Below are 15,964 nucleotides of genomic sequence, written 5' to 3' on the forward strand. Positions count from 1 at the left end.
GTTGTTGATTTGTCTTATCCTGCTTATACTGTAAATACTGTCCTTTCAGGTGTGATGATATAAGGCAAGCCTCTTTGTAAGAGCTCAAATAACACAAAAAGTGTTTTTAAAGGCGTGCCAAATATTTAAGGCAGGGCTTATTTGTTGAGCTTTAAGTTTAAGTAAATCACATGTGGGAAAGCTAAATGGACCCCGCTATAATCCGAGCTATTAATAGATCAGATTGGGTGAAGCCTCGTCTTTTGAAGTGGTGGATGCAAGTTAAGAAAAATTATCTTTTACAAGCGTAAAAGAACGGATTTTATTATAATTATGGACTTAAACCATGTGTGTTTTATCCCAGTGAGGAAGATTCAAAATAAAAATGCAGGTACCTGTTTAGTTTCTTTGCGTTGATTATAATGGGGGGCGTTGAATAGTTAAAGAATGTTTGTTACTGTTTGACGGAGAGTGATATGGGTGAAGCGTAAAATGGTGGCGCACTTGAAGGTCCATTATCATACATGCTCGCATGATCAAAAATGCAAATGTGTCTTTTACAGTGTTTGTTGATCTCGATTAGAAAGTCCATTCTTTTCTTTGTTTGGAGTTTTACATCAATAATTTCTTATCTTGTTGTCGTGCTGCCTTTTGAGAGTGTGGTGATAGAAGGCATGTAAGATTTTATATATTGAAGTGTTTGTGTGTGGTAAATATGAGGGGTGTTTTTTCGTCATGTGATGAACTCTTCGGGCGGTGGGGATTTTGTCCATAAAGCGTCATAAAATATCACTTTTTGTTCTGTGGTGATAGAGATCCCACGAGGGGGAAAGAAGAAGGGGAAAGTCAAGTGGATTTTGTGAGCCAATCATGTAAACTGGAACGGATTCCATGCGGATATAAATCAGGCTTTGTTTGTTGCATATAGCGCTATTTGTTGCATAACTTGTGATAGCCAATTCTCTAAATAAAGGGATTTGACCGGTAGCAGAAAAAAGAAATCATTACGAGATAGCAAGTGTGCTTGTTTCAGAATGTCTAATGCTTTTGCATGACAAAGGAACGCGAAACTCTGTCACGTCGTCCTTTCATGTTTTCGAGTTCAGGGTTGTCCATATATTTCCTTCAACTTGATCTTTATGTATAGGACGCAAGGGAATTGTAGGCAAGGGAATTGGAGGCAAGAAATTAGGATGAACATTTTGGGACAAGCAAAAAGCCAATATGTTACGCTCGTTGTTTTACAGCATGTTTGATAAAAAGCTAGGACATCTTTCCAATCCATTATGTGTGTAACCTTAAGGCGTTGTTTTCTTAAGAGAGTACAGAGCTTTTTTGTTGCTTGTCAAACAACATCAAATCTCAACGCTACAGCATGTTTGAGAGAAAGAAGAATGAGAATCCTACAGATTCAGAAGGGCAAAACTCTCTGAGTGACTCCAGCTTTTGTAAGCTAGACTTTATGTATGACAGATGGGGGCTGTATTTGAGTGATTGCTGAAATAGAGAGACAGCCTTATTGAGAAAAATATAAAGGCATATTAATCACTCTTTGTGCTATCATTTTTTTTCTTTATAATTTTCAAAACTATCTATAGCAATATTATTTAAATAATGAAGATAATGCCTTATGCCTTTGTGTATCGCGTGTCTTTTTGGGATTATGCCTCTCACATAAAAACAGAATGCCCCAAATATTATTTGTCTCCGAATATATATTTATTGCATATTTACGGACTTGTTTTAAAGAGATATCCCACTCCCAAGTCCCTTTCACAAGAACACTCGTCAATGGTATAGGGGTAAAGCCCCTATGAAATGGATAAAACTTATAAGGTATCTCCCTCATCTTTATGCTTCATAAAAGTGCAGGTTGGTATTCTCATATATTTTTCCAACTCCCAATGTTACGAAAGCCTTGGTTCGTGAGACGATTCATAAGAGGTATATGCCTTTTTTGTACAGTTTTTAATCCACATGCCAGCTCCGCGTGTAACATGCAAGAAAAAGAGTTTTATTCAACAGCAAACAGATTGAGGATGAAAAATCCTATGGTATTCGGGTCTCTCATTCAATATGCAAAACAATAAATAATCTTTATAAATCAATGTGATATATCTTAAAGAAGACGAATTGTTTATAGAGCTGCATGGATGAAGAATCTTCGTCTTTTAAGGTGATGAAAGAAAATTATAATCCCTATTTTTTCATAAAGGGCATGAGAAAAGTGTTTCACAAAAATTTTATACGATAAAAAAAGAGAGTCTTTTGACATAAGAGTCTTGATCGTTTGCCGCTATAACCTGTATTGTGTATACAGATGCTTCTATCATTTTTTGCTGTAAAAGCTTCTCTTGGGATGTTAAAGGGTACAATCTTTATGGAAAAAAGAATCCGTGCAAGGCAAAAGGCTTATTTCAAAAGATTATATCGCAAGATTGCTTTTGTTTGCATAATACTTTTTTGTGTAGTGATTTTGTGTTTTGTTGTTGCAAAGGTGATCAGTTATTTTTCTTCTCATAAAAAAATAACACAACAAGCACCCGTTGAATTGGTTATTCCTGTTTTTGATCTGCGTGTATATTGTAAGGAAATTTCTGCTTCCGTTATGCCCGATATGAAAAGAGAAGTCTATCAGCATTGTCTTAATTTGGAAAGTGAGGCCTATTTTGCTATTCGTGAAATGTGGGATCAGCTTTCTGATACTGCAAAAAAACAATGTTTGACGTTGGTACGACCTGGGGATGGAAATTATTTTCTCTTACGCGATTGTTTTCTCAATGAAAAAGAAAATAAAAAAGGCAAAAGACGCAATTACTTTTAAGTTTTTATACGGAAAGTTAAAAGGATGCGAATTTTGATGAGAAGATAAAAACCTCTTAAATTACGATCTGCCTCGAGACCAATAGCAATTTGATTTATTTATCTTGTTATATCACACTTCTTATTTAAGATGTGGCGACATAAGGCATGGATGCCTCCTTGAAATGTTTAAGGGGGCGTGGTGGAGTTTTAGGAGGATTTGTTGAGCTTTTTTAAGGGAAATAACAGGTGTGGGAAATCCATTTCGTAATGGTTCTGGTGAAGGGTATAATGGTAAAGCCCCCATGAAGTGTATAAAATTTATAGAGCATGTTCATCTTTACGTTTCAAACAAGAGTAAGCCCCAAGTAGCACTTACACTTTGCGAGCTTTCAATGGTGTTTGCTGACAGCCCTTGAGCCTTAGAGATGGTTCATAAGAGGCACTTTTAGCCTTTCTTTATCGTTTTTACTCCACACAGGCTTTTCCGTGTGTAACATGAAAGAAAAAGAGATTGATTCAATAGCAAACAAATTGAGGATGAAAAATCCTAGGGTATTAAGTTTTCTTACTCAACACAAAAAATATGAATGATCATTATAAATCAATTCAGTGTACGAATTTTACAAGAATTTTGATTGTTGACAGAGCAGTGTGACTTGAGAACCTTCGTTCTTTGAGGGCGTAAGTCAATAGAAATGACAAAAATGAGTAAAAAAGAAACATTCCTTTTATAAACATTCAAGGCTGCTTCATGCGTAAAGTGCTGTGCTGGGTTTACAAATGTGCTTGTTTTATAATTCCAGTTTTCTTTATCAGAAAAGATAAGAGAGGAAATGCGTTATGCCATTCTTATTGATAGTTTTTGAGGAGAGCATGTTTTTGAGAAGAAGCTGATTTTTAGGAAAGTGTGACATATTGGTCATTTTTTTCATAATTTGATATTTTTTGTATTTAAATATTTTGCTTTTTAAGCTCAATTTGTTATAAATAAAAACTGTGATTAATTTAAAAACTCCATGGGTTAAAATAGAAATTGATAGTATCTGGCTTATTTAGGAAAGAAGATTAATCTCTTGGTGATTATAGGGCTTGAATAATATTTCGTATTAATCTATCTATAAAAATCAAGAGGTTTTGTGAAGCGATCGTGGATTATCGCTCGCAAGGGGTTGCTTTAGCGATGAAGAGAGGCTATATATCATAGGATAAAGAGGTTCGCGCAGTGACTCGTTGGGATGGAAGTGCTTGTGAGTTAAATGCACGAGGGGGTAGAGGGTATCGGCGTTTTTAGGAGCGGTGGTTTTAGAGCAAAAAAGGAAGCTTCTAATATTCTCTGGCAGGAATTTTTCTTTGTCAGGTATGTTGTATGTGTGTTTTCCTTTTTGTTTTCCACAAGATAATTATTTTTTTAGTGAAATATGGTTTATTTTAAAAAAAACACTTGGCATTTTATGTGAACATCATTAGGTTTCTGCTGTTTAACAGAGAAAGAGGGAATTTTTGATTTACGATTTCCCTGCTGTTTTGTGATTTTCAAGAAAATATATGCTTTTATCAATATCAGTAGGGTTCGTTTGAGTAAAATAAACGCGGATAGCTTGATAACCGTATGTTAAAAATGATTAGCATTATCAAAAGGTAATGCAATGAGGAAGAGTCAATTAAGACATACATTAAGACAAACACTCCAAAAAGGGATAAAGATGAGGCCACAACAAAATAGACGGGTACGCGGTCGCAATAATAACAATAATGGTAATAACAATAATAATCGTCGCGGTCCTAATCCGTTGTCTCGCAATTATGAAAGCAGCGGTCCGGATGTTAAAATTCGCGGGAATGCTCAGCAAATTGCCGATAAATACATAAGCCTTGCGCGTGATGCACAAGGTGCGGGTGATCGTGTTATGTCGGAGAATTATTTACAACATGCCGAGCACTATTTGCGTATTATTTTAGCAGCAGCTGGGCAAATGTCTCAATCGGTTCGACGTGATGAAAATCGTGGTGATGAAAATCGTGATGAAAACAACGAGCAAGAATGCGGTGAAATAAATCTTGACGGTGAAAAAAAGGATACTGTCGAGGGTGATACAGATGTATTACAGATGCCGTCGCAAAAAAATGGTAATGGCCAATATGCTAAAACGCAAAATGGGGATGCGCGTGAAAATGCTTTAGAGGCTCTATCGGATGAAAAAACGGATCAAGAGCACTGTCACTCTGAGAAAAATGTTGAACCTGTCAAAAAAACACGCCGTTCTCCCCGTCGACGTACTGTACGGACCCAACAAGATGAATCATCTCTTGAGCTTTCACTTACAACAGCAGAAAGCACGAGCAATGGAGATGCATCAACAGCAACAAAAGAGGTTTCTTCGTTGCCTGGATTAGGTGAGGGAATACAGAGAAAAACGCGCCGTCGCCGAGTAGTCAATCTTGAAGCAGAGGAAAATGTTTAAACCTGAAGGGTGCTGTTTAAGCGCTTGTGGTGATGTTATTGGTATCATGATGGTGAATTATATATGCTCAAGAAGCTTTTTGCGCTTCTTTGAATTTTCACGGTCAGTACTAGCAACTTAACGAAGGGTGTTGACAGAAAAGATTGCCCCTTTGCTGGGATTTAAGTAAGGGGATACAGAGAAAAACGCGCCGTTGCCTAAGTGGTCGCATCTTGAAGCAGAGGAAAATGTTTAAACCTGAAGGATGTTGTGTAAGCGCTTGTGATGATGTTATTGGTATCATGATGGTAAATTATATATGCTCAAGAAGCTTTTTGCGCTTTCTTTGAATTTTCACGGTCAGTCCTAGGAACTTAACGAAGGGTGTCGACAGACAAGATTGCCTCGTTGCTGGGATTTAAGTGAGGGAATACAGAGAAAAGCACATCCGTGTATTTTAAGAGACAGTTCTTGTATAAAGAACGCAATGTCGTTGTTTTATTTATTGACACTTATATTTAATATTGTTCAATGTATTTATGCCCATTTTGCGATGGTGCTCATGAATTCTATCATGTGAAATCCATCGGTTATCTTTGCTTAATAAAAGATGTAAGCTGGGCGTTATAGCTTTAATTTTCAATGTTGCAACAGTTCTTCTTTTGATACCGGATCATTCATAAGAGGTATTTTTATTCATCCATTTCCTTGCTGGGATATGTGAGCAAATGATTTTGATTCAGTTTCTCATGAACAGATTTGAAAGGGGAGAATCCTACAGTATTTGAGGTTCTCGTTCGACATGTAAAATAAATGATCACTATTAAATTAATATGTTGAATTTTTGCACTCAAGAAGATGTCTTTCTTGTACGTTCATTAGAATTTTCCTAAGCGATGTCAGTTTGCTTAAGCATGGGAATGCGTTGATAGAAAGGTTTCTTCTTTTCCAAGATTAGGTCAGGAGATACAGAGAAAAACGCGCCGTCGCCCAAGTGATCGTATCTTGAAGCAGAGGAAAATGTTTAAACCTGAAGGATGCTATGTAAGCGCTTGTGGTGATATTAGTTTGCTTAATGAGGCATTGTTTCCGATATTTCTTTTTTTGTTTCAACAGAAAGAACGGCGATTAATGCACCAGTGTGATAATTGTAAATCATAAATTTTGTTTGTCTATCAGGGGTTAAAACTTTCAGTACAATATTGTGTTCTGAGAGGCTTTGCGACAAAATCTGTGTTTTTTCCGGTAGAGAGAGCGTATGATTGATAACGTGTGGGGTTTTGCTGGGAGAGGAAGATAACTCTGTTTGTTTTGGCGCTGATCCGGTTGCGACCACTTTATAAACAATTAAAAACAGTACGGTTAGAATAAGGAAAAGCGTTATTAAAACGGAAATAATCATTAAACCCATAAGTTTTTTTCTCACTCGTTCTACAGCAGGATCTAAAGGGAGATCTTGAGGCAGAGAGTTTTGCTCTGTGTGATGGTCTTTTGAAGGTTGCATTCGCTTATTATCCATCATGTCTTTCATTGATTATTTTTTTGAGATCTGATGGGTTTATGCTTTTAAAGTTTTTTGTGCAAGAGGTTTGTGGAAGAAGAATGCAAAAGAGGAAGCGATGTTGGTAAAATACCTTCTTTCTGGACTGTAGATATCTTGTTATTTTCATTTTGGCTTTTAAGCAGGAAATTTCCACGGTTTGTTACAGACCAGATCAATTTTACTTCTTGTTGATGTAAATCTGCATGGACGTCTATACATTGGGCAAAAATTTGTTGTCCAGAAAATGCAAAATTTTTTGTGGACGGTATCATGGATTGTTCACATGCTTGAGCCGTTGGATAGATTTTAACCATTGTATTGTTCGAATAGCAACTATTGAAATCATCTGTACATGAAACTAATAAGAGGATAAAAACAAGGGGATTCATCAATTATTTTCCAAATGAGAGGTTGACAGCATGGGCTCCAATTTGTCAGCCTAGGGGCTTCTTCACCGTTAAACGTTTTTACAGTTTTTTAGTTCCCCCTTTGAGATGTCCGTTCCCCCTTTGAGATGTCCGTTCCCCCTTTGAGATGTCCGTTCCCCCTTTGAGATGTCCGTTCCCCCTTTGAGATGTCCGTTCCCCCTTTGAGATGTCCGTTCCCCCTTTGAGATGTCCGTTCCCCCTTTGAGATGTCCGTTCCCCCTTTGAGATGTCCGTTCCCCCTTTGAGATGTCCGTTCCCCCTTTGAGATGTCCGTTCCCCCTTTGAGATGCCGGTCTATAGTGAATTAATCAAAGTCATTGGCTTGCACGTCATAAAAGGCTGTGTGTGGGCTTTGTGTTGGTGAGAAATATTTGAAAAAAGACTAAAATGCCCCTTATGAACGCTCTCAAAGGTCAATGGCTGTTGCAACATGAGGGACAAAGGGTATGATAATGCTCAGCTACTACTTTTATGAAGTGAAAAGAGGTATGAAGGTAAAGAAGGATGTGGAGTAAAAAGGGGCGTGCTTGATGGTTCACTTTACGGGGGCTATTATATTTTATTTACAGACACTGTTTTGAAATGAGCGTGGATGCGCTGGGAAATATTAAAAAAGTGCGTGAATGAAAAACACAAGTGTATTCTGTTTTAGGATGTCCTATTGTACCTGAAGAGGATATCTCCATTAAAGAATGCGATAAATAAAAGCATAAAATGTGTAATTTCATCAGTTAATTGTTGTTGTCGTGGATGCTTTAGTCCCGTAAAGCTGAAGAGTGATGATGGATGTTAGCTTTACTCCTTGAAATTTTATATTCTGCCAAAATGGAATTGTATGCGCATTGCGAAAGTTACACAAAAAGAGATAGGTAATAGGTTCGCTTTTATTTGGCATATAAAAGCTGAAACGGTTTACTCTTCATTGTTTTGGTTTCTCTCTTAAAATATGCGGTTCTATAAGGGATGAAAGTTGATTGACAGCGGGAATGGAGTTTATATGGCTTAAGTTTTCATCGTTAAGGTTTTGGGGAACTATTGGGGGACATAGTGGTTGGTTTAAAGAGGCTGGAAAATATCTTTGTGCTTAATAAAATAGATGAGAAATTTTGCTGAAAAGGGAAAACTTCTCTTGTTTGTTATTTGAAATGCTCTTTTAAGAAAAAATATCAAAATAAGTATCAGGAACAGAGAGGCAATAGACAATTCCTTCTTTTGTCAATTTGAGGAAAGCGGAACCATTCACGGAAATGGGAACGATTTTTTCGAGAACGGCACTACCAAAACAGGCTTTTTTATTGTTTGGGGGGGGGATGTCGGATTCAAAATTTTCATGCCAAGTGATGATAAGTTGCGTTTTGCCATTCAGTTTTGTTTCGATTTCACAGCGTACACAGATGCTACCCTTTTCTTGGGAAAGGGCTCCAAAAGAAAGAGAATTTACAATTAGTTCATGAAAAGCCAAACCAATATGCAAAGCGGCATTGGGAAAAAGATAAGGATCTACGCCTTCAAGTGAAAAACGTTCTGTTTCTTTCATAAAATAGCCTAAAGCCTGCATTTGGACCAATTCGCGAAATTGAGCGCCACGCCAATCGGAATCAGTGATCAGATCTTGAGAATGAGAAAGAGAATGAAGACGACCTTGAAATTTGCGTAAGAAAACCTGAAGAGATTCAGTATAGCGGGCGGTTTGGCTGGCAATACTTTGAATGATCGCTAGAAGATTTTTAGAACGGTGACTGACCTCGCGAAGAAGGATTTTGAGCACTTGTTCACGGCGGCGTAAACCGGAAATATTGACACCGGTGGTGATAATACCGATAATGTCTCCGTTATCATTACGATGGCAATCAATAGAAAATTTATACCAAATCTCTTGTTTTTTTGTATCTTCAAAACGTGCTTCAACAGTTTGCATTTTGCCACTCGCTAAAACTTGCAGTTTGATGGTTTCCATATTGTCTGCAAGGTCAAGCGAAAAAAAGTCGCTGTCACGACACCCAACCCGCCATTTATTGTGCAAATGGTGTGGCAAGTTTTCAGCCCATAAATAAACCAGATTTGTTGCCTGATAGAGAACACAAATATCAGCACCACGAATCGCTTGCATGAGCGCACTCATATGAGATCTATCCATGGGAGGCTTTGAAAGAGGCGTAACGATCATAATTTTAAGATGTTACTCTGTTCTAAGCCGCTTTAGAAGCATTCTCTTGAAAAAATAAAGCTTGGGAAATAAGCGCTTTCACCATATCAGGGTTAAAAGGTTTGGTCACTAAAAAAGTTGGTTCTGGACGTTCGCCGGTCAGCAGCCTTTCGGGAAAAGCCGTGATGAAAATCACCGGTATACGGTCATTTTTCAAAATCTCGTTGACCGCGTCAATACCTGAACTGTTATCGGCTAATTGAATATCAGCCAAAATCAACCGTGGTTTTTTCTTATGATACATGATGACAGCTTCATCACGCGTGCGCGCTATTCCCACAACATGATGACCTAAGCTTTCTACCATTTGCTCAATATCAAGCGCAATAAGAGGTTCATCTTCAATAATCATTACTTCAGTGGCAATTTGTTGAGAAATATCAATGGATGCTTGGTTGAGAAGCTTACGAAATTCTTTCGTATCCAGATTCATGATTTCGCTGGCTTCTTGTTCATGAAATCCTTCAACGGCAATGAGCAAAAATGCTTGGCGCGCACGGGGCGTGAGATAGGATAATTTGGCACTGGTTTTTTGTTCAAGACCAAATTGGGGCAGGGGTTCAGGGATGTTCGGTGTGGTTTGGTCAAAAAGATGGCAAAAAAGCCAATAGGTACCAATTCGGTCACTGGATGCTTTGGGAAAAATGGAGATATCGGCAATGAGTGCTTCCAACATCGCTGACACATAAGCATCGCCAGAGGATTGGCTACCGGTGACAGAGCGGGCAAAACGCCGAAGATAGGGAAGATGCGGGGCAATGCGCGTTGATAATGACATAATTTATAACTCCTTTGATCTTTCAAGCATTTTGTTGGTTGAAATTCTCAACAGATAAAAAAGTTCCTTGATTTGTATGGAACTTTTTACCGATAGCCATATTTACAACCATAAGGCGAAAAATTCTTCGCGGTGCTACTGATATTATATGGATTAGGGGGATGAAAAATGAACAACCGTGATGAAAAAAATCTCACCACACAATTTACAGTTGGAGATGATCTTCTCGGGGTCAATAGCGAAATAGCACGGAAGTTACGTCAATTTTACATGGAAATTCAAGAAGAAGCACTGCCGCGGTGTTTGCTCGAGCTTTTAGAGAAGTTGGAGCGCGCAGAGCAATTTGGCTTAAACAATGTGGAAAAGGTTTGAATCCTTTATGTCAAAGTGCGCGAAAAACTTTAAACAAGAACTCCTTTCGGTGTTGCCGGCTTTACGAGCTTTTGCTGTTTCTTTAAGTGGCAAGCAGGATAAAGCCGAAGATTTGGTCCAAGATACTGTTATGAAGGCATGGGCTAAGCAAGATAGTTTTGAGATGGGAACCAATCTTAAGGCTTGGCTTTTTACCATTTTGCGCAATGAATTTTACAGTCAAATGCGTAAAAAGGGAAGAGAAGTTCAAGATACCGATGGCGTGTTTACTCAAAATGTCGCTGTTCATCCTGCTCAATATGGATCGCTTGATTTGCAAGATTTCAAAAAAGCCTTAAATTTGCTTTCTGCCGATCAAAGAGAAGCCATTATTCTCATTGGCGCATCGGGGTTTTCTTATGAAGATGCTGCGGCTATTTGTGGTTGTGCTGTTGGAACCATTAAAAGCCGTGTGAGCAGGGCGCGTAATCGATTACAAGAACTTCTCAAGGTGGATGGTGAGTCTGATTATGGTCCTGATTCTTATTCAGCTGGAAGTACATTGTGTTCATTTAACGGCTAAAAAAGCATAATAATTATGATCGATAGCCTTGTTTTTTTTATTCCCGTTATAGCTATTACAGTAAAGTCAGTATCTGAGGAAATTCAGAGTGTTTGGCGTGTATCCTTAGGAACATAAGAAAAGCCTGTATAAACTTTCCCACGGGCTTTAGGTTTTATGTTCCATAAGGTTGCCTTCCTTTGTGCTGAAAAATGACGACTTTCAAGTTCGCCAATGGACATTCTATGACAACAAAAACAAATTTGATGCCTCAAATGCCTTCTTCTGATGCAACGATATCACGCTGGCGGTGGGTAGCGATTGTTGTTTCTCTTGTTATGGCTCTTTTGGCATCGGTTTTTATTATGTTGCTTTCAAATGCCGTTGATCGAGAAGTCGCACAGTTGAATACAAGTTCAGAATTACGCGAACAGGCTGATTTGGTCCTTATTAGCTTGATTGATATGGCTGTTGCTGATCGCAGCTATGCAAAAACGCGCAAGGTGGAAGATAAAATACGTTTTGAAAATGCAGAGCGGGAGTTGGGGGATATTCTCGATTATATCGCACTTATTGTTTATGCGCATCCACAATGGGATGAATGGTTTACGGCTTTTAAAAAAGAGGTTGAAGCACGAAAAGCATTTATGAATGCCCATATGCATGCTCTTGATGCGATTCCTGAACAACCTTCTCAGGCTGCCTCTTTTGAAGTATCAAAGATTCCTGTGGCACGTTTAGCTCAATTGATGACAAGCTTTATTAATGGGGATGATGTGGTGCGACAAAAACAGCGTGAGGGTATTGCATTGATGCGGGCTGCTTTGACATTGGCGGCTATTGTTTCCGTTGTGAGTACTTTTATTTCTGCCTATTTTGTTATTAATCGTTTTCATCGTGATGTACGCTCTTTAAAATTGTATCAATTGCTGCTTCATAGCGAAAATATCGCTCTGGAAGCCCGCGTGAAAGAACGAACACAAGAATTAGAAAGAGCACGCAATCACGCTGAAAAAGAACGCCAACGGGTTGAAATATTGTTGCAGGATGCAAGCCATCGCATTGGCAATTCTCTTGGGACGGTGTCTTCTTTGCTGGGGCTCCAGTTAAACCGGAGCAAAAATGAAGAGGTACGTTCTGTTCTAGGAGCTGCACGCGATCGTATTCAGACAATTTCTACAGCACATCGTCGTTTGCGCTTAAGTGATGATATGGAAACGACTTTTTTGGCAGAGTTTCTCAGTTCTGTTGTGCATGATGTCGAATTGGCTGTCCCTTTTGAATTGCGTGAAAACATCACTATTCACACCAACTTTAAAGATTGTCGCCTGTCTTCAAGAGATGCGACAACACTTGGAATTATCCTTGGTGAACTGCTGACAAATTCCTTAAAACATGCCTTTCCTGATCAACGTACCGGTCATATTTATATCTCTTTTGGTCCCCAGAAAGATGGACAATTGATGCTCATTGTAGAGGATGATGGCGTGGGAATGAAAAGCCAAACTTTAGAACAAAAAACAGGACTTGGTCGTGTGGTCGTGGAACAGCTCTGTATGCAATTTGGTGAAAAACCTCTGTTTGAAACTTCTGCTTTAGGAGGCACAAAGGTTGTCATTCCTTTGCCAAAACTACGCATGAAGAGTTCAAAAAAAGCTCTGACTGATTTTTAAAAGGGATAAACTCTTTGCTCTCTGCTTGTTCGTTTTAATAAAAATGAGAATAAAATATGACTTAGATAACGCGAATACAGCACCATTTACATCAGATTGTCAATTGTCTTCAAGAGAAGCAACATTGCTTCTTCATCTTTTTGTCTTTTTGTTTTTCGCTTTGTTGACTCCGATTATAGGCTTTCAAAATTCTCCTTTTTTGTATGTTTTATAGCTTTTAAGTGCTTAAGTTAAAATTTAAATTTATTTTGAATAAGAGCTCCTTTAAATCAATAATACTTATATTAGTAAGCTCTATTTCTTTGCGAAGAGATTGTTTTTTCAAGTTTTGTTATTTTTTGTAAGGCATGTAAAACTTTAAATATATGGTGTTTTTGTAAAAGTGTGTAACGAATATTCTTAAGGATAACTTGCTCATAAAGTCTATGAAACACCGTCCTTTAGGGCTATGAACAGCATAAGCATTAGGTGGAATCTCTTCAACAAGAAGTCGGGTTGTTTATAGAATGATATGGGTTTTAGAATCTTCATCTTTAGAAAAACTCACCTTTGATTAAAATTTTATTGCATGGAAAACAAAGGGATTTTTATCGTTTTGATGAAACAAACAAGAAGAGTTAGCCTTTTTGGGTTTCATATTTTGCACTTTTCTATTATGCATAAACATGCAAAGGGGAGGGCGTTTTATTTTTAATCATTGTTATGCGACCTTGGGTGGTGGCATATTTCGGCGTATTCTTTATAGATGTTTAAAGTGCGAAAATCTCTTTGAGAAAAATAAGCGCTAAAGCATATTTTTTAGATGTTTTGAGTTGTAAAAATGCAGATGCTTTTATGCTTTAAGTCTCTTCGGAGGGGGGTATCGGGCTGTTGATCAAAGAATCAATATTGTTTTTTTCTTGTAGGAATGTTTGTAGGTCTTGATTGGTTAAGGCTTTGCTATCCGGTATACGGATGCGCATGGGATCAACTTTGACGCCATTGACAATGATTTCAAAATGACAATGGGGACCGGTTGCCATTCCTGTTGTTCCAACATACCCAATGATTTGTCCTTGTCGTACTTTCACGCCTGGTTTGATGTCTGGTGCATAACGGCTTTGGTGTGAATAACTGCTGATATATCCATTGGCGTGTTGAATTTCCGTGTGATTTCCATAGCCACCTGTTACGCCTACTCTTGTGACAATACCATCTCCTACAGCAATAATGGGTGATCCTTTAGGAGCAACCCAATCAACTCCCGTATGCATGCGAACATAGCCTAAAATAGGATGTTTGCGTGGACCAAAGGGGGAGCCAAAAATCCCATTTGGTGTGGGTTTGCGCAGCAAGAAAGGCTTTGAACTCCTCCCTTCAGAATCATAATAATCAACGCTTCCATCTTTTAATTGATAACGGTAATATTTATAAGTTGTATTTCCAAAAGTTGCGCTAATATAACGAATTTCTGGATCAGTGTTTTTGGATGCTTCCTTTGCTTTCAAGTTCTTTTTGCCGTTTTGGTTTTCTTTATCGCTTTGTGGTACGGCATAAAATATTTCGATTTGATCATTGGGGGTTATCGGACTTTTCATGTCAATATTGGTGGCAAGCAGACGAATAAGACGATGAGAGAGAGATTGTGATATATTATGGCTTAGCAAGGCATTATAGAGTGCATCATAAGCTGTTGGTAATTGCGCGCTATTGATATAAGAATGCGGAATACCATTTTGAAAAGCCGTTTTAAGAGCTTTAGACATTTTAGGCTCTGTGCTTTCAATGAATTGGCCTTTATCATTCAGCGCAATGGTGAGAACATGATACATCCCTTGATAGATACTTGCGCGTACGAGATGGTCTTCTTCACCAGCTTGTGTCACAATACCAATGCGTAAAAGACTTCCCTCTTTAAGGGTATCGGAAAGGCTCATTTTTTCTAGCGTTTTTACAACCTGTTCAATTTGCTTTTTTGTATAACTGGTTTTTTTGAAAGCATCGGCTATCTTTTGTTTTTTACGAATAGGAATAATATCTTCAACATAGTTTTTTGTCAGATCGATACGGTGACTTTGAGGAGAAACGGTTACATTTTCTTGAACAATGCGAACTTCAGGGGATTCTGTACCTTGGGAATCAGTGGATGCATCTTCTAATTTTAAAGGATCAATCAATGTGAGAACTGAAAGAAGTTCGGTACTTTTTTCTAAAGTAAATCCAGCTTTTTGCACTTCTTGTTGTGCCTCTTCATCTGTCAGCGTATCGTTGTTGTCAAAATCGAATTGATTTACCTTAAAATCATAGCTGCGTAAGGTGATTTTTGTTTCAACCTTTGCTCCATAAATCTGTCCAGAATCTTGTGGTTTGGCGCTTTGATTTTTCGAATCACTGGCAAGAATGCTTAAAGAATCAAATTTTGGATAGCTATATTTCTGGGGGCGCTTTTCGGCTAAAGCCATACGAATCCATTCAAAATGTTGTGTTTGAATAACTTGTTCATCGCCTTTTTTTTGCAGAATCGATAGTTCAAATTGACGTTTGCTGTCAAAGCTTTGTCGTGCATGGGTGGGAAAAATACGATCACCTTTATACCCATTGGCCTCAGGATCTTGTGTATGGGAGAGGTTTTCTTTTGTAAACCATTGTGGAGGGGTTACCAATCGCTGTTGTTCATCAAGAGCCGTAAAAAGTGCAATACCCATAAGAATGCAGGAAGTGATTCCTGTCAGAACGGTTCCCGTAAGCCAACGGGCCGAAACTTGTCGGCGCGCAGGACGCAAGCGTTTAACGACAAGAGCAGGGTCCTGTCCGGGATCGTTTTTTTGTTGTTCGTTATCCCACATAGATTTTAAGAGTACTTTTTCAATATTAAATAAAGAAAGCTAGCATAGCTTAGCATGTTTCTACAAGAATTTGATTCTTTTTACAAATTACAGATCATACGAATTCTCTTTATACAGTAATGTCTTTATGAATCGTACCTGTGCAGAAAAATTTCCTTATTAAAGTAACATAAAACAAGCGTTATTGTGATTAATCCATTCTTAGGCACTTCCTATTTTTATGCATTGCAATGGGGTGCTATATTTTACTTTAAAGGCGCCATGCTCCCTTTAACTCTTTCTGTTTTCATGTTTTATTTTTATTTTAGTGTAATGTATTGAAATACAACCAGTTGTTTATGTTATTTTATTTTAAAAAAAAGTAAAAAATGAT

11 protein-coding genes are annotated in these 15,964 nt (G+C 38.0%); 5 read left to right on the forward strand and 6 right to left on the reverse strand.

The features are described from left to right. Positions 1-2,359: 2,359 nt before the first annotated feature. Both ACFIJ9_RS02440 and ACFIJ9_RS02445 read left to right on the forward strand, forming a co-directional pair. A complete protein-coding gene (locus ACFIJ9_RS02440) occupies positions 2,360-2,803 on the forward strand; it encodes a hypothetical protein (protein WP_375635647.1) in 444 nt (147 codons plus the stop codon). 1,684 nt (positions 2,804-4,487) lie between these two features. Continuing rightward, a complete protein-coding gene (locus tag ACFIJ9_RS02445) occupies positions 4,488-5,246 on the forward strand; it encodes a DUF4167 domain-containing protein (protein ID WP_375635648.1) in 759 nt (252 codons plus the stop codon). 1,051 nt (positions 5,247-6,297) lie between these two features. On the opposite strand, the gene ACFIJ9_RS02450 is transcribed toward ACFIJ9_RS02445, so the two are convergent. The 4 genes from ACFIJ9_RS02450 to ACFIJ9_RS02465 form a co-directional block, all read right to left on the reverse strand. Then, entirely contained in the window at positions 6,298-6,747 is a 450-nt protein-coding gene (locus ACFIJ9_RS02450) for a hypothetical protein (RefSeq protein WP_375635649.1), read from the reverse strand. 44 nt (positions 6,748-6,791) lie between these two features. Further along, on the reverse strand, positions 6,792-7,157 hold the full coding sequence (locus ACFIJ9_RS02455) for a hypothetical protein (protein WP_375635665.1): 366 nt from the start codon (positions 7,155-7,157) through the stop codon (positions 6,792-6,794). A gap of 1,192 nt (positions 7,158-8,349) precedes the next feature. Beyond that, positions 8,350-9,363: a sensor histidine kinase gene (locus ACFIJ9_RS02460; RefSeq protein ID WP_375635650.1), complete on the reverse strand. Its 1,014-nt coding sequence runs from the start codon at positions 9,361-9,363 to the stop codon at positions 8,350-8,352. A 22-nt stretch (positions 9,364-9,385) separates the two neighbouring features. Further along, positions 9,386-10,180, reverse strand: coding sequence for a response regulator (locus ACFIJ9_RS02465; protein ID WP_015856822.1), 795 nt, complete (start codon positions 10,178-10,180; stop codon positions 9,386-9,388). Positions 10,181-10,348: 168 nt separating this feature from the next. On the opposite strand from ACFIJ9_RS02465, the gene ACFIJ9_RS02470 reads away from it, so the two are divergent. Both ACFIJ9_RS02470 and ACFIJ9_RS02475 read left to right on the forward strand, forming a co-directional pair. Next, a complete protein-coding gene (locus ACFIJ9_RS02470) occupies positions 10,349-10,552 on the forward strand; it encodes a NepR family anti-sigma factor (protein WP_375635651.1) in 204 nt (67 codons plus the stop codon). Between the two features lie 7 nt (positions 10,553-10,559). Then, positions 10,560-11,114 (forward strand): RNA polymerase sigma factor, encoded by a 555-nt coding sequence (locus tag ACFIJ9_RS02475; protein WP_375635652.1) that lies wholly within the window; start codon positions 10,560-10,562, stop codon positions 11,112-11,114. Positions 11,115-11,197: 83 nt separating this feature from the next. Here the strand turns inward: ACFIJ9_RS02475 and ACFIJ9_RS02480 are convergent, their stop codons facing one another. Then, complete coding sequence (locus tag ACFIJ9_RS02480; RefSeq protein ID WP_375635653.1) at positions 11,198-11,335, reverse strand: hypothetical protein; 138 nt, start codon at positions 11,333-11,335, stop codon at positions 11,198-11,200. A 3-nt stretch (positions 11,336-11,338) separates the two neighbouring features. On the opposite strand from ACFIJ9_RS02480, the gene ACFIJ9_RS02485 reads away from it, so the two are divergent. Then, positions 11,339-12,766: a sensor histidine kinase gene (locus tag ACFIJ9_RS02485; RefSeq protein WP_375635654.1), complete on the forward strand. Its 1,428-nt coding sequence runs from the start codon at positions 11,339-11,341 to the stop codon at positions 12,764-12,766. 839 nt (positions 12,767-13,605) lie between these two features. On the opposite strand, the gene ACFIJ9_RS02490 is transcribed toward ACFIJ9_RS02485, so the two are convergent. Then, complete coding sequence (locus ACFIJ9_RS02490; protein WP_375635655.1) at positions 13,606-15,591, reverse strand: M23 family metallopeptidase; 1,986 nt, start codon at positions 15,589-15,591, stop codon at positions 13,606-13,608. Positions 15,592-15,964: the final 373 nt, after the last annotated feature.

It is taken from the genome of Bartonella sp. MR90HLJMH (assembly GCF_042194115.1).
GTDB lineage: Bacteria > Pseudomonadota > Alphaproteobacteria > Rhizobiales > Rhizobiaceae > Bartonella > Bartonella grahamii.

What these genes read in the sequence shown, in the direction of transcription:
- ACFIJ9_RS02490 (WP_375635655.1), bottom strand. Translation starts at nt 15,591, where the DNA reads ATGTGGGATAACGAACAACAAAAAAACGATCCCGGACAGGACCCTGCT.
- ACFIJ9_RS02475 (WP_375635652.1), top strand. Translation starts at nt 10,560, where the DNA reads ATGTCAAAGTGCGCGAAAAACTTTAAACAAGAACTCCTTTCGGTGTTG.
- ACFIJ9_RS02485 (WP_375635654.1), top strand. Translation starts at nt 11,339, where the DNA reads ATGACAACAAAAACAAATTTGATGCCTCAAATGCCTTCTTCTGATGCA.
- ACFIJ9_RS02445 (WP_375635648.1), top strand. Translation starts at nt 4,488, where the DNA reads ATGAGGCCACAACAAAATAGACGGGTACGCGGTCGCAATAATAACAAT.
- ACFIJ9_RS02460 (WP_375635650.1), bottom strand. Translation starts at nt 9,363, where the DNA reads ATGATCGTTACGCCTCTTTCAAAGCCTCCCATGGATAGATCTCATATG.
- ACFIJ9_RS02455 (WP_375635665.1), bottom strand. Translation starts at nt 7,157, where the DNA reads ATGAATCCCCTTGTTTTTATCCTCTTATTAGTTTCATGTACAGATGAT.
- ACFIJ9_RS02465 (WP_015856822.1), bottom strand. Translation starts at nt 10,180, where the DNA reads ATGTCATTATCAACGCGCATTGCCCCGCATCTTCCCTATCTTCGGCGT.
- ACFIJ9_RS02480 (WP_375635653.1), bottom strand. Translation starts at nt 11,335, where the DNA reads ATGTCCATTGGCGAACTTGAAAGTCGTCATTTTTCAGCACAAAGGAAG.
- ACFIJ9_RS02450 (WP_375635649.1), bottom strand. Translation starts at nt 6,747, where the DNA reads ATGATGGATAATAAGCGAATGCAACCTTCAAAAGACCATCACACAGAG.
- ACFIJ9_RS02440 (WP_375635647.1), top strand. Translation starts at nt 2,360, where the DNA reads ATGGAAAAAAGAATCCGTGCAAGGCAAAAGGCTTATTTCAAAAGATTA.
- ACFIJ9_RS02470 (WP_375635651.1), top strand. Translation starts at nt 10,349, where the DNA reads ATGAACAACCGTGATGAAAAAAATCTCACCACACAATTTACAGTTGGA.